10 protein-coding genes are annotated in these 14,098 nt (G+C 39.0%); 2 read left to right on the forward strand and 8 right to left on the reverse strand.

Annotated features, from left to right (window positions below):
• Positions 1-117: 117 nt before the first annotated feature.
• The 4 genes from AB657_RS04130 to AB657_RS04145 all read right to left on the reverse strand — a co-directional run bounded on the left by AB657_RS04130 (position 118) and on the right by AB657_RS04145 (position 6,245).
• Entirely contained in the window at positions 118-3,123 is a 3,006-nt protein-coding gene (locus AB657_RS04130; protein WP_047245332.1) for a WD40/YVTN/BNR-like repeat-containing protein, read from the reverse strand.
• A gap of 154 nt (positions 3,124-3,277) precedes the next feature.
• A complete protein-coding gene (locus tag AB657_RS04135; protein ID WP_232304840.1) occupies positions 3,278-4,102 on the reverse strand; it encodes an aminotransferase class IV in 825 nt (274 codons plus the stop codon).
• Between the two features lie 26 nt (positions 4,103-4,128).
• The gene (locus AB657_RS04140; protein WP_198146870.1) at positions 4,129-5,034 is read right to left on the reverse strand and encodes a sugar phosphate isomerase/epimerase family protein; all 906 of its coding nucleotides are present in this window, start codon (positions 5,032-5,034) and stop codon (positions 4,129-4,131) included.
• A gap of 14 nt (positions 5,035-5,048) precedes the next feature.
• Positions 5,049-6,245, reverse strand: a complete 1,197-nt coding sequence (locus AB657_RS04145) for a PQQ-dependent sugar dehydrogenase (protein ID WP_047245334.1) — start codon at positions 6,243-6,245, stop codon at positions 5,049-5,051.
• A gap of 276 nt (positions 6,246-6,521) precedes the next feature.
• Between AB657_RS04145 and AB657_RS04150 the strand changes: the two genes are divergently transcribed.
• On the forward strand, positions 6,522-8,699 hold the full coding sequence (locus AB657_RS04150; protein ID WP_047245335.1) for a carbohydrate binding family 9 domain-containing protein: 2,178 nt from the start codon (positions 6,522-6,524) through the stop codon (positions 8,697-8,699).
• A gap of 1 nt (position 8,700) precedes the next feature.
• Here AB657_RS04150 and AB657_RS04155 read toward each other — a convergent pair whose 3' ends face one another.
• Both AB657_RS04155 and AB657_RS04160 read right to left on the reverse strand, forming a co-directional pair.
• Positions 8,701-9,948, reverse strand: a complete 1,248-nt coding sequence (locus AB657_RS04155) for an FAD-dependent oxidoreductase (protein WP_047245336.1) — start codon at positions 9,946-9,948, stop codon at positions 8,701-8,703.
• Positions 9,949-10,015: 67 nt separating this feature from the next.
• A complete protein-coding gene (locus AB657_RS04160; RefSeq protein ID WP_047245337.1) occupies positions 10,016-11,569 on the reverse strand; it encodes a DEAD/DEAH box helicase in 1,554 nt (517 codons plus the stop codon).
• A 111-nt stretch (positions 11,570-11,680) separates the two neighbouring features.
• On the opposite strand from AB657_RS04160, the gene AB657_RS04165 reads away from it, so the two are divergent.
• Positions 11,681-12,262 carry a pseudouridine synthase gene (locus AB657_RS04165; RefSeq protein WP_047245338.1) on the forward strand — a complete coding sequence of 194 codons (582 nt, stop codon included), beginning with the start codon at positions 11,681-11,683 and terminating at the stop codon, positions 12,260-12,262.
• On the opposite strand, the gene AB657_RS04170 is transcribed toward AB657_RS04165, so the two are convergent.
• Together AB657_RS04170 and AB657_RS04175 are read right to left on the reverse strand one after the other, a co-directional pair.
• Positions 12,251-13,186, reverse strand: coding sequence for an EamA family transporter (locus tag AB657_RS04170; protein WP_047245339.1), 936 nt, complete (start codon positions 13,184-13,186; stop codon positions 12,251-12,253). The genes AB657_RS04165 and AB657_RS04170 overlap by 12 nt on opposite strands.
• Before the next feature lie 17 nt (positions 13,187-13,203).
• Positions 13,204-13,662 (reverse strand): cold-shock protein, encoded by a 459-nt coding sequence (locus tag AB657_RS04175; RefSeq protein ID WP_047245340.1) that lies wholly within the window; start codon positions 13,660-13,662, stop codon positions 13,204-13,206.
• Positions 13,663-14,098: the final 436 nt, after the last annotated feature.

A 14,098-nucleotide genomic window follows, 5' to 3' on the forward strand; every position in this document is an offset into this window, starting at 1 on the left:
TATTTAATAAAAGTAAATAGAAGTCTTAGTGGTTTGCCTATACCAAAACCATTATTCTATCGATGGAATTTTTTAAGGCTGGTTATCTATTGAACAAATTGATAACCAGCCCTTATTCTATAGAAGGCTAATTTTTTTCTTAATGTCCTCCAATTGATCTTGAAGTTCTTTATAGCGCTCCAATTCCTCGTTTCCGGGGGCTTTATCGGCCCTACCAACAATATTGGAGAGATATGAAATTTGAGCAACCAACATTTGTTGCGGATAGGCACCATCTTCGTTCTTAAGTAATTTTAAAATATTCTCAAGTTTCGTTTTCTTTTCTGAACCAGTGGTCTTTTTGATTTTCTTCTCCAGATCCGCTTGTGTTCTTCTTGCATCCGACAATAGGTCTATTACCTTGTTTTGAAAAGACAATTGTTCTATTATGGTCGCTGTTGTAACGCCTTCTTCCTTAAGTCTGGGGTCTATGAGTATATCAAAAGATTGCTTCATTGATTTGTCACCAACCGTTAACTTGGCAATGTAAGAACCTGGAGCTACCATGGGGCCATTTTTAAGACTTCTTCTTTTATTACTGCTCCACGCTCCTTTTTGTCTAAGATCCCATTCAAAACGATTGATTCCTTTCTTTGTTTCCAGTTTGTTGTCTGCATATCTAAAGACCATGCTTAACCCCATATCCTCTACTTCTTCAGAAGTTGATTTCAACAATGTAGAATCACTGACGATGGTAACTATAGGAGTGTTATTTTCATCTAAAATTTCTAATGTAACCCCTTGTTTAAAATCTTTGGGCAAGTAATAATCGATGCTGACACTGGTGGTTGGGTAATTTGGAAAGGCATTTGAACGCCATGGAGATCTATACCTAATGGTGTTGTCAGGTTTAAAAAGTACTGGTTCGGTACTTAAGTCGGTGATTTTTGTATCTCTTAAAGATGTAATGTTGTCCAAAATCCAAAATCCACGTCCCATGGTACTTAAGACAAGGTCTCCCCTGTTTATTACAATATCGGTAATTGGTGTAACGGGCAAGTTTTGCTGAAAACTTTTCCAAGTTTTACCATCATCAAAAGAGATGAACATTCCAAATTCGGTACCTGCATATAACAACCCTTCTTTTTTAGGGTCTTCCCTTAAAACCCGCGCGGTATGGTCAGAAGGGATTCCGTTGGAATCCGTACTGATCAGTTCCCAACTTTTTCCGTAATCCTCGGTTTTGTAAATATAAGGGGTCATATCTCCCAATAAATGTCTATCTACCGCAATGTACGCCTTGCCCGGGTCGAATTGAGATGGCTCTATAGATTCTACCCTTCCTCCTTTTGGAAGTTTTTTAGGGGTTACGTCGGTCCAAGTTTGGCCTCCATCTTTGGTTACGGATATGATGCCGTCGTTAGAGCCTGTCCAAATTAACCCTTCTACCAATTTTGATTCCCTGATAGCGTATAGTGTACTGTAATATTCTTCACCGGTGATGTCCCTTGTAATAGGGCTCCCCGATATTACCTGTTTATCGGCTTCAAAAGCTGTAAGGTCAGGAGAAATGGTTTCCCATATTTGACCACCATTTCTGGTTTTATGAAGATATTGCGACCCCATATACACGACATCGGGGTCATGTGGAGACACATGTATGGGGGCAACACGTTGAAAACGATATTTTAAATCCTTTGGATTGTGACCATAGATATTGGATGCCCCGATCGAATACTCCCTGTCCGTTCCCGTTCGTTTATCAAAAACACTAAATCGTCCTTTACAGTTGTTATAAACAATATTATGATTGCCAGGCTTTGGAATAGTGGGGCCCGTTTCACATCCTCCAGTGGCTATCATTACCTGAGTTCCCTGTGGAGAATTGGCACTTGGGGAAGAACTTGGTATAGCAATGGTAGTATTGTCTTGCTGTGCTCCATAAACCCAATAGGGATATTGATCATCTACTGCGACCTGATATATTTCAGCGGTTGGCTGGTTGAATTGTGTAGACCAGGTTTTACCACCGTTATGAGATACATTGGCTCCACCGTCATTACATTGGATCAATAGATCGGGATTGTCGGGATTTAGCCATATATCGTGGTTGTCACCATGCGGAACACTCATTCGTTTCCATGTTTTTCCTCCATCCACAGATTTTAATAGAGGGTTTGCATTAGAGTAAACAATATCGGGATTGGTAGGGTCCAACTCAATATTCGTATAATAAAAAGGTCTGTTTACAAGACCAATGTTACTAGATGTTTGCTTAAACGTTTTTCCTTGGTCCACCGACTTATAGACACCGCCTTCTTTTCCGGGTGCTTCTATGACAGCATATAAAATACTGGAATCGGTCGGTGATACGGCTAGGTCTATTTTACCTATCAATCCCTCGGGAAGTCCGTTCTTTAGTTTTTCCCAATCTTTACCTCCATTAACGGACTTGTAGATGCCCCCTTCATGGTTTTCACCACCAGAAATTATGGTCCATGGTGTACGCTGTGCCTTCCAAGCGGCCGCATATACTATATTCGGATTACTAGGTAACAACTCTAAATCGGCAAAACCTGTTTTGTCTGAAATATGTAATACTTTTTTCCAAGACACTCCACCGTCCGTAGTTTTATAAATACCACGTTCCTCATTGGGTTTAAAAGCATTTCCTATAGCGGCTACCCATACTATGTTATGATCGGTGGGGTCAATCTCAACAGCTCCTATCTGGCCTGCATTTTCTAATCCTATATGCTGCCATGTTTTACCTCCGTCGATAGATTTGTAAACTCCCTTACCGCTAATGATATTACTTCGCAAACCGTCAGAACCCGTACCTACATATACGATATTGGGATCGTTATGGGCAATTTCGATGGCCCCGATAGAGGGCGTATCAAAAAAACCATCGGAAACATTGTTCCAAGTGGTCCCATAATCATCGGTCTTCCATACACCACCGCCCGATGCTCCCAAATAAAAAGTTCCCGGTAACAATGGTGTACCTGTTACCGTGGTTACCCGGCCACCTCTGGACGGACCTATAGTGCGGTATTGAAATGCAGAAAAATCTTGGGCCGACGTTGAATAATTAACAAGTGTAAAAACAAGAATTGTGGTAAAAAGAAATAACTTCTTCATAATGAACTTATAGAATTGGTTGGTTTTGCTTTAAAGTTAAGAAATGAATGTCGCAAATAGGTAGCATGAAACCATTTTTTAGAATTCCCTATCAAAAGGGGCTTTCTTATGGTAAATTAAAAAATTATGACTCTATTTTTATAAGAAACTAGGCCTATTTCCTGTGTTTAAGATTTAGAAAAGCCCTTTGGAGCCTTTTAGTGATAGGGCCGGTATTTTTTCCGGAATAGTACACATGGTCATCTATTTGCCGAATGGACGCGATCTGTGTACTGGTACCGGTTAAAAATGCCTCTTGGGTACCATGAATATCTTCTATTGAAATAGGGGTTTCTTTTACCTCTATACCCAGTTCCTCGCATAATTGTAATACTACGATCCTTGTAATTCCATTTAAAATAAATTCATTGGCAGGATGTGTATATACGACACCGTCTTTCACAAAAAAAACGTTACAGTGCGAGGCTTCTGTAACAACACCGTTTCGTATTAAAATAGTTTCGAAGCAATTGTGCCGCATGGCCTTTTCGTTCAGCATTACGTTACCTAAAAGTGAGGTCATCTTTATATCGCACCTAGACCATCTAAAATCATTGGCGGTCATTACCTTGGCGTGCATTTCATTGATATCCGGATATATTTTTGGTAGGGCGTACATCATTACCGTAGGGGCAATATCTTTCGGGTAAGAATGTTGACGGGGAGCAACCCCTCTGGTAATATGTATATAAAGAAAACAGTCTTTTTGAACCAAATCGGTGGCCTCTAACAATCTATCAATTTCTTTTGGCAACTGATCAACATTGTAAGCAATACTTATTTTTTGTAGTCCGTCTGCCAATCTATCCAAATGTTCCTTTTTATAAAAAAAAGACCCTCCAATTTGGGCCATCGCTTCATAGATACCGTCTCCGAATATAAAACCACGGTCAAACACCGAAACCTTGGCATTTTCAACTTCTTCGATAGTTCCGTTCAAGTATATTTTTTTAGGATACCCTTTCATTATATAAGATGTTGTAAATGCTTTTTAAAATACACTGCACTATCGGTAATGCTCTGCATAGAATTTTGAGCAAAATTGCCGCCTTGTTCTATGTAATAATAATCTAGACTTTCTTTGTTCAGTTTTGGCAGCATTTTTTTGTAATCGATACTGCCATTACCCAATTCCGAATAGTCGCGCGTTACCTTGTCCATATCCTTTATATGCCACATGACATATCTATTTGGATCCTGCGAGATCCATTCTTGAGGACTTTTATCGGACGAATGCTTTACCCAATATAGATCTATCTGCAATTTCACCAATTCGGGGTCGGTTTCACTTAAAATGATGTCATAGCCGATCTGCCCATTTTCTTCCTCAAATTCAAAACCATGATTGTGGTAAGCAAAATGAAGCCCGGCGTTATTTACCCGCTCCCCTATTTTGTTGAGTTTGTCGGACAATAGCTTAAAATTGTCCATGTTTCTATATTCCGGGGCCAACCAAGGCCATGTAATATATTTTGCGCCAATGGTATGCGATCCTTCTATACACTTGTCTACATAAGAAAGAAGCTCGTCTTCCGACTTTTTAAAAAAATCGGAGAAGTTGTAATGGCCACTGGATATGCTAAAATTTAGGTCGTTCAATATTTTTTTAAACTCCTTGGCCTTTATTCCGTAGTATGTTCCTTCCTTTTCATTAAAGCCATATAGTTCACCATCCTCATAACCAAGTTTGGTTACCTGCTTTAGTGTCGCAACGGGATCTATTGCCATGGCGTCCCTTATGGTGAACAACTGTAATCCCATTTTATAGTTTGCCTTTTTTATAATATTGGGAATGGGCATTAACAAGGCGACCGAAGCCAGGCCAGATTGCTTTAAGAACGATCTACGGCTATTTTTTGAAGAAGTTTTCATATTCAGGGCAATTTTTAATTGATACCTGCTACTTGGGTATCTGTATATGTTACCCTATAAATGGCATCACCATAGTCATCTGAAATTAATAAGGAACCATCTTGTAGCCATAACAAGTCTACCGGTCTTCCTGTTACCTTTTGTGTATCATCATTTAGCCAGCCATCTATAAACGGTTGCATGCTTTCTACTTCACCATCTTTAATATCGGCTAACATAATACGATAACCCACTTTTTTACTTCTGTTCCATGAACCGTGCTCAGCGATAAAGGCTTTTCCATCATATGAGGACGGAAACATGTTACCCGACTTGAACTTTATCGCCAAAGGTGCAACATGTGCTCCCAATTGTTGTGCCGGCGCTACAAAATCTGAACAGGGGCGCTCATTGCCAAATTCTGGGTCTTGTACGATTCCGCCGTGGCAAAAAGGGTATCCAAAATGTTGTCCCATTTCTACGACACGGTTTAATTCGCATGGTGGAGTGTCATCACCGAGCATATCCCTACCATTATCGGTAAACCACATTTCTCCGGTCTCTGGATGCCATGTAAACCCGACCGAATTACGCACACCCTTTACATAAATTTCTCTGTTGCTTCCATCGGCATCCATTCTGGTGATTGTAGAAAAACGTTCGTCTTCATCGGTACGATTACATATATTACATGGGGCACCTACTGGAACGTATAATTTATCATCCGGACCAAAAGCAATGTATTTCCATCCATGGTGAAACTCCGTTGGGTAATCATCATAGATCAATTCTTTCTTTAGTTCTCCACCCAACTGACTTTCAATGGCAGGGTATTTCCAAAGGCTTCCTACCTGGGCCACATATAGGTCCCCATTTCTTATGGTAACCCCATTTGGCATTTCCATGGTATCCAGTACCACTACCGTTTCTGCATTATAGTCTCCGTCTATGTCTTTTATGGCATAAACCTTATTTTCGTTTCGTGTACCAACAAATAGGGTACCTTTATCTCCCATGGCCATAGAACGGGCACCGTCTATGCCACGAGCATATACTTTTATTTCAAATCCATCGGGTAAATTCAGGTCCAAGAGAGCTAGGTCGGTACTATCCAATGGAATAGATTTCTCCGTATTTGTAGTTTCTTTATTCTCGGGTTTCGTCTCCTTGCATGCTAATATCAGTAAGGGAACCATTACTAAATAGGAGATTCTGTAAAGTTGTTTTTTCATTTTGTTGGTTGTTTAATATTGCTAAGATACACAAGCTAAGCTATTATGCCCAAGATAAAACGTACCGGTATAATTGCCCATTTTTATTAATAATCAATGCTATATGTCTTGAAAGATTTCGCCATCCGTTTTTAGTGGTTTCTATCTATTTGTACCTAAGGGAATAAATTTAAGGTACATATTTATTAGATACGTGAATTTTAGTGCTATTTTTTGTCATTTTAATAAATATTATAACCTATTTTAATTAAGTTGTGTGTACCAACCGTACAACCAATGAAATATAGAATATACACCTGGTGTGTTTTTTTGGTATTTACCATTACAACATATGCACAAAAAAAGAATAATGCATATAAACTACATATTAAGAAAACCACTATACCTGTTAAGATAGATGGTATTGGGGACGATGCCGCGTGGCAAGGGGCAGATGAGGCTAAGGATTTTTTTAGGGTATTGCCCATGGACGATGGGCTGGCCGATGAACAAACCGTTATAAAAATGACCTATGACGAAAAGAATCTTTATTTGTTGGCAACGTTTTACAATGCCACCAAGGCCAATTATTTCGTAGAATCGTTACGACGTGATTTTAGCTTTGGAAAAAATGACAATTTTCTACTTTTTTTGGACCCTTTTAATAACCAGACCACAGGTTTTTCATTTGGATCCAATGCTTATGGAGCGCAATGGGACGGCACCATGTTCAATGGCTCCTCCATAGATCTTAATTGGGACAGTAAATGGATATCGGAGGTTACCCGAGACGATGATAAATGGGTATTTGAAATGGCGGTTCCCTTTAAATCTATTCGGTATGGAGAGGGGGTTACAGAGTGGGGCATTAATTTTAGTAGGCTCGATTTAAAATCTAGTGAAAAATCTAGTTGGACGCCTATACCTAGGCAGTTTCCAACGGCGGCCTTGGCATATACAGGTACTTTGGTCTGGGATGCACCGCCACCACCACCTGGTACCAATTTCTCTATTATACCATATGTTTTAGGGGAGGTTAATAGGGATTTGGAAGCGGATGGAGACGCCAAGACAAATGGAAAAATCGGAGGAGATGTTAAGTTTAGCCTTACCTCTTCCTTAAATTTGGACCTTACCGTTAATCCAGACTTTTCACAAGTAGAAGTAGATCGTCAAATAACCAATCTTGATCGCTTTGAGCTATTTTTTCCCGAGCGAAGACAATTTTTTCTTGAGAACGGTGATCTTTTTGCCAACTTTGGCTATGATAACATTCGGCCTTTCTTCTCTAGAAGAATTGGTCTTGGTGTACCTATACAAGCTGGAGCGCGCATCAGCGGAAATTTAAACGGTAAATGGCGTTTGGGTATTATGGATATGCAGACCGCCAGTGTTTCAGAAAGTGGCCTGCCAAGTCAGAATTTTGGCGTACTGTCTTTGCAACGTAAGGTATTTGGGCGGAGTAGCATAGGTTTTATGTTCGTAAACAAACAGTCTATTAACTATCCGCAAGAAAATGATTCCATTAATAATCTGTATGCTAGGTATAACAGAAATTTTGGAATGGAATATAATTTAGCTTCGACCAATAACCTATGGAGCGGAAAGGCATTTTTTTTAAAATCGTTTGCTCCGGATGACATCGGAAATGGTGTAACGCAGGGGGCACATATAACATATAATAGCAGAAAATGGAATTGGAGCGTAAAAGAAGAATGGGTAGGCGAAAAATACACGGCCGAAGTGGGGTATGTGCCTCGAAGAGGATATGTAAACTTAAGCTCTAAACTCGGACATGTATTTTTTCCGAAGTCCGGATCTATAGTGAGTCATGGTCCCGAGTTTAATATATCATATTTTTTTAATGAGGCCTTTAGGCAAACAGATCATCTAGCCTATATGGTCTATCAATTTGATTTTAGAACAAGAAGCAGTTTAATGTTTTTTCTGTCAGATGATTACGTGGAGTTGTTGTCCCCTTTTGACCCTACAAGATTAGGACTAGAGAGTTTGGCCGTGGGTACCAAGCACCAATGGAACGCTTTTGGGTGGGAATATGAATCTAAACCCCAAAGTTTGTTCACCTATGCATTTGCCGGTCGTCTTGGAGGTTATTATGAGAATGGTAACCGAACAAGCCTTACCGCCGACTTGGGCTATCGTTTTCAGCCGTATGTGAGTTTAAACGCTAGTTTTAACTATAACCATATTGATCTTCCCTCGCCTTGGAACCAAAACGAATTTTGGCTGATCGGGGCCGAGGCAGATATTACTTTTACCAATAAGTTGTTTTTTGCGAACCTGTTCCAGTATAACGAACAAACCAAAAACCTTAATGTAAACTCTCGTCTGCAATGGCGTTATAGTCCAGCTTCAGATTTGTTTTTGGTCTATACCAACAATTATTTTATTGAACCTTTTGAAGGAAGAAATTGGGGGCTTACCTTAAAATTTACTTACTGGTTGAATAATTGATTCAGCCCATTGAAATTACTTCCATAACCCCCTTTGCCGCTGTTTCACCAGAAATCATGGCCGCATTCAAAGAACCGTTTAAAAGGTAGTCCCCGGCAAGAAAAATACGGTCGGTGAGTCGCGTTTCAGTAGGTGTCATGGCATATCGAAGGTCCTTAGTGATGGGTATTGCCTTTTTAATTCTGTAATTTTTTAAATAACGATCTACCTCAATGCCCGCAAACTGTTTAAGCTCCTCTTTTACTTTTTGTATTAATTGGTATTCCGTGAGGTCATGTTTTTTTACGACAGTGACAGAAAGTAGCTCATTATCTCCTTTTTGAAGGCATTGTAGCGAAGTATGATAAAATAAGTGGTTAATTAAAGCTTGGTCATTTGCTATCAACCCGATCATGGGGTTTTTGATTGCTTTTTTTGGGGATGTAAAATAGAGCGTATCGCAAGAATGCCAAGCTATTTGTTGCGTTTTTAAATTCGGCATTATTAGCGGGGCTTCGGAAGCAATAATGGTGTAGTCTGGAAATACTTTGGTATCATCGGAAAAAAGTAGTTCCCCATTTCTACAACTCTTGACTGTTGTGTTGAATTTAAACGTGGTACTTTGTAGTCTGTTCTTTAGTTGTATGGGAATAGTTTCAATACCTGCTTTGGGTATGGCTGCTTGGCCCATACCCAACATTTTATATACAAATTGAAACATACGGCTCGATGTTTCTAAATTCGGCTCTAAAAAAATTCCGCTAAAAAAAGGCTTTAAGAAGCTGTTTATTATGTCTTTTGAAAAACCAATACCATTAAGGTATTCTATGGTAGAAGTTTCGGGTTGCCCAAAAATTTCTTCTATAGACTTATTCTTTAGGCTTTTGTTGAGCTTAAGAATCTTCCACTTATCCCTACTGTTTCCAATGCCCGAAAACAGAGTGGAAAACAAAAGATTCGGTTCTCGTAGAGGGTCGCCAATGACAACCGATGTACCGTCTTTAAATACCTGTGCGCCCGGTAGAAATTTTTGCAGCTCTAAAGAGTCGTAATCTAAATATTTTGTGGCCATTGGGTAGGCATCCAACAAAACTTGAAAACCATGATCTAACTGGTAGCCATCAAAAATAGTTGTTTTGATCCTACCTCCTACACGATCCGTCTTTTCATAGATTACGGGAGAATATCCATGTTCTTCAAGATTTAGGGCAGCAATTAAACCACTTACACCTGCACCTATGATAGCTATTTTAGGTGATTCTGTTTTCACGGATTAAAAATATGAAAAGAAACGACCTTATAGGTATTCTATAACAGAAATGAAATACTTATTGTTCTTAATCTTCTGGTGGGTGCCCATGGATATCTTCAAAAACGGAATCAAAGTTTTCACGCAAATAGGCGTTCAATTTCTTTTGGTAATCCTCTTTAAGCCAGCTCAAAAAATTGTGGGTGCTTTTGCTGATACATTTTCCGTATACGTGAATTCTATTATCAATATCTTCTTTTAATAGCTTGGCAAGGGCTAGGGCATCATATACATCTTCACTATTTTCTATGCAGATATAGGCATGTTGTGCAATAGACCTTTCTAATACAACCTTTGAAGATTCGCCTGCATAGGTCGCCTCTTCATAGGTCTTCTTAATATCAAAATATGTTTCTTCAGAGTTTTTGAACTCTTCTTTTATTTCGTCTGAAAGCTCATGTCTAAAAGCACTTTCTATTTCCTCGTCGTCCTGTATACGATCCATGTAATAATTGGGAGATTTAAAAATCGATACCCAATCCAAATCGGCTCCCCAAGGGCCAAAACGATACATGTTGTTACCTAGGTCTATTACGGTAAACTTGGACTTGTTGTTCAATACACGAGATCCCCTACCGATCATTTGGTAATACAGAGTCAAAGATTTGGTTGCCCTGTTCAATATAATGGTCTCTATGGTCGGTTCATCAAAACCGGTGGTCAAAATACTTACCGATGTTAATATGGCATCGGGTGTTTCTTTAAACCACTTTAAAATCTGCTTTCGTTGCTTTTTGGTAGCCGTATTGTCTAGATGCATTATTGGCAAACCAGCATTTTTAAAGGTATAATAGACTTGAATGGATGTTTCTATACCATTGTTGAAAATAAGGGTCTTCTTTCCTTTTGAATGTTTTGTGTAAGCTTCTAAAAGCTTGTTCAGCATAGACGGACTCGTATACAGGTCTGCGGATGATTTTACGGTATAATCTCCGTTAGACCCTACCTCCAATGAAGTTAGCCCCATGTCGTATTGAAACACTTCTGCCCTGGCCAGAAAATCGTTTTCAATAAGATTTTGAATGGATTCGCCCGGTATCAGCTCATCATAATTGCTGTTCATGGGTAAATCTTTATTTGAACTTAAAGGAGTGGCGGTAACCCCAAGAATAAAAGATTTCTCAAAAAACTTGAACAATTTGGTAAAAGAGTTGTAATGGGCCTCATCAACTATGACCAGACCAACATCGGAAATATCCAGTTTGTCGTCGTTGAGCCTATTGTTCAGTGTCTCCACCATGGCTACGTAACAGCTATATTTCTCTTGATCGTCAAGATTTGCTTTACTGTTGACCACTTTATTGACCACACCAAAACTGGTCAACATTTCTGAAGTTTGGTTACATAGCTCTACCCTATGGGTCATTACTAAAACCTTTTTTGAGTGGTTTTTAAGGTATTGCCGTACTATTTCTGAAAAAATAACGGTTTTACCACCGCCTGTAGGTAATTGATAAAGTAAGTGATAATCTTCCCGTTCGTTCTCGAACTTTTCAAAAATTTGTTGAATTGCACCTTGCTGATAGCTGTAAAGCTCTTTGTCCGTCTTTTTTTCCTGTAATTCAAAAACTGTCTCTTGCATTATATCTTTTTCTGAGGGGTGCAAAGGTAAGGCGTTCCACCTGGGAATGCTAATGAAATGGGATAAAAAGGGTATCTTTCCGACCAATGAAACAGTTCGTAGGATAAAAAAATGATAGGTCACCAACATTTTAAAATCTATAAACCATTTGGAATGTTAAGTCAATTAACTTCTGGAGAGGAACGTCAATTACGTAAAAAGAAATTTCTTAGTGAGCTATATCAATTTCCAGAGGGAGTAATGCCCATAGGCCGGCTTGATGAAAAGTCGGAAGGATTATTATTGATGACAACCAACGGAAAATTAACCGATTATATAAATAACGCAGGGGTAGAAAAGGAGTATTTGGCCCAGTTGGACGGGGTAATAAACGATGCCGCCATACAGAGGTTACAAAAAGGGGTGTCCATTGGGCTGTTCGGAAAAAAATATAAGACCAAGCCATGTAAGGTAAGGATACAGAAGCCCCCTATAGGCTTACCTGCCCCACATTCTAAATTAAGAATTGGGGTGCACCGGGCCAACTCATGGGTCAGTATCATATTAACGGAAGGTAAGTTCAGGCAGGTACGTAAAATGACCGCAGCAGTCGGTTTTCCCACGATTAGATTAGTACGTATAAGAATTGGTGATCAAAGTATAGATACTATGAAAGAAGGAGAAGTGATACAACTTAACCGGCTAGTTATTTAGTTTTTTTGAAGTAAACCTGGAAAACAGGGTCAATCTTTTCTTGGTGTTTATAAAATAAACTCCCGTTAAAAGTATAATGGCGGCCACTGCGGATTGTACGGTGATTTCTTCTTTTAGAAAATACCAGCCCAACAACATGGCAATAATAGGGTTTACATAAGACGAGGTAGCAACTTTTTCTGGTGATACCACTTTTAAAAGGTAGTTAAATGCGGTAAAAGCCACGATACTTCCCAATAGCACCAATAGCAACATAGCCCATTGTACTTTAGTGCTCCAATGCAAAGGGGAAACCCATTGCTCACCAAGGATGAGACTGATAATAAACAACAATATACCCGCGGTAACCATTTGATAACCCGTATTTACAAAGTAGTTGGAAGGTAAGTTGGCACTACCTACAAACAGGCTTCCGTATGCCCAACTAAGCATACAGGCAAATATTAAGACCATTCCGAGAAGCGCTCCTTCTTTAGAAATAATCTGTTGTTGGCTTACAAGAAGGTAAATACCGATCATGCCCAAGGCTACACCTACCAACGACATTGCCTTGATTTTTTTTCCTTGTAAAACCCGCATTAATAGTATGACCACCAAGGGTTGTGCAGAAATTTCCAAGGCGGCGAATCCACTATCCACATATTTTAACGCCCAAACCACTACTCCATTGCCAAAGGTTAAAAATAGAAAACCGGCGATGATGGTATTGACGAATTGCTTTCTATTGATTTTTAATGGAATACCTAAAAATTTGGCTATTATAAAAATAAGACAGCCTGCCGTTACAAAACGCGCCCCTGCCAACATAAAGGCAGGAAGTTCGGTAACCGCGATTTTATTAAGTAAGTAGGTAGAGCCCCAAATAACATAGATGGCAAAAAAAGCCAATATGATTAGACCTGTATTGCGTTTGGGGCCAGTCATTAAAAAAAGTAACTAGGTTATATTTTTTTTACCCTTACGGCATTCATGCCTTTCATGCCCTTTTCCAACTCATAGGAAACTTTATCGTTTTCCATGATTTCATCGATTAGGCCACTAACGTGCACAAAATATTTTTCGTTGTTTTCAGAGTCGATAATAAACCCGAATCCTTTTGAGGAATCGAAAAAGGATACTTTTCCGTTTCTCACCGGATCAAATTCCTCTACATCACCTTCTTCTTTTTTAGGTATTCCCAAAACGATGTCCTCTGCGTCTATTTCGACTTTCATCGTTGGGTCTGGCGGAGTGTCCACTAAATTTCCATTGTAATCCACATAGGCAAGAGGTATACCAGAAGTTCCGCTTTCTTTGGCGGCTTGTTTTCTAGCTTCCTTTTTCTTTTGTTTCTCTTCCCTTTTCTTTAAGCGTTTTTTTTCTTTCTCGGTCTTGTTAAATGTTTGTTGCGATTTTGCCATTCGTAATTTTAAAGTAGTATCAAATTAATGTTAAAGAAGAAATAGAAATTCATGTTGACTATCATGAAATGATAATTGTAATCAGAACTACAAAACCGTTCACTTTGAGGTCGGAGCAAGATTCCCCAGTTTCCTTTAAACTGCTTCAAAGATAAGTTATGTTTTTGGATTTATGATGTCATTAACGTTAAGTATTGTTACCATTGTTGTAATTGTAAGAATTTTACTGGTACCCTATTACAAAATAATAGCATAAATATTAGTATAGAGAGCGAGTGTAAAAGTATTTTGTTTGCGTTCTCCCTATTATGAATTGTTGTAACACATTTATAATCAGCTGTTTGTTGGTGTTGTTGGATTTTAGGTATGTTAAATATTGCTTAAAACGGTACCTTTTATAACATAGTACTGTAACAAAATAATCACTTCTTCGTCT

This window comes from Maribacter thermophilus, from assembly GCF_001020565.1.
Taxonomy (GTDB): domain Bacteria; phylum Bacteroidota; class Bacteroidia; order Flavobacteriales; family Flavobacteriaceae; genus Maribacter; species Maribacter thermophilus.

Bases quoted from the DNA above. Each gene is read 5' to 3' on its own strand.
- AB657_RS04130 (WP_047245332.1), bottom strand. From the start codon at position 3,123: ATGAAGAAGTTATTTCTTTTTACCACAATTCTTGTTTTTACACTTGTT.
- AB657_RS04140 (WP_198146870.1), bottom strand. From the start codon at position 5,034: ATGAAAACTTCTTCAAAAAATAGCCGTAGATCGTTCTTAAAGCAATCT.
- AB657_RS04145 (WP_047245334.1), bottom strand. From the start codon at position 6,245: ATGAAAAAACAACTTTACAGAATCTCCTATTTAGTAATGGTTCCCTTA.
- AB657_RS04150 (WP_047245335.1), top strand. From the start codon at position 6,522: ATGAAATATAGAATATACACCTGGTGTGTTTTTTTGGTATTTACCATT.
- AB657_RS04160 (WP_047245337.1), bottom strand. From the start codon at position 11,569: ATGCAAGAGACAGTTTTTGAATTACAGGAAAAAAAGACGGACAAAGAG.
- AB657_RS04165 (WP_047245338.1), top strand. From the start codon at position 11,681: ATGATAGGTCACCAACATTTTAAAATCTATAAACCATTTGGAATGTTA.
- AB657_RS04170 (WP_047245339.1), bottom strand. From the start codon at position 13,186: ATGACTGGCCCCAAACGCAATACAGGTCTAATCATATTGGCTTTTTTT.
- AB657_RS04175 (WP_047245340.1), bottom strand. From the start codon at position 13,662: ATGGCAAAATCGCAACAAACATTTAACAAGACCGAGAAAGAAAAAAAA.